This window comes from Pantoea sp. Cy-639 (assembly GCF_011752525.1).
In the GTDB taxonomy this organism is placed as follows: Bacteria; Pseudomonadota; Gammaproteobacteria; order Pseudomonadales; family Pseudomonadaceae; genus Aquipseudomonas.
Map to the genome: position 1 here is coordinate 1 of NZ_VWXI01000060.1, position 318 is coordinate 318.

At 62.9% G+C, this 318-nt stretch carries 1 protein-coding gene; it reads left to right on the plus strand.

Features of this window, described 5'->3' with window-relative positions:
• A partial coding sequence (locus F3J43_RS23720; protein ID WP_166893032.1) for an RHS repeat domain-containing protein occupies nucleotides 1-318 on the plus strand: 318 nt, incomplete at both ends.

Below are 318 nucleotides of genomic sequence, written 5' to 3' on the forward strand. Positions count from 1 at the left end.
AGGGCAATCAGCTGATGCAGACCCAGGCCTGGGACCCGACCGGGCGTTTGCAGGAGCAGTTGTTGGGCAGCCATGACAGCCAGTCCACGCTGCTCAAGCGTCAGTACCGTTATGACGCGGCGGGGCAACTGACCAACATCCACGACAGCCGTCGCGGGGCGCTGGAGTACCAGTACGATCCGGTCGGCCGTCTGCTCAAGGCCACCAGCCGCCTCGGCGTGGAAACCTTCGCCTTCGACCCGGCTGGCAACCTGCTCGATCAGAAAACCCAGGAACTGAACCGACCGCTGGAAGCCAATCCACGACGCAACAAACTGA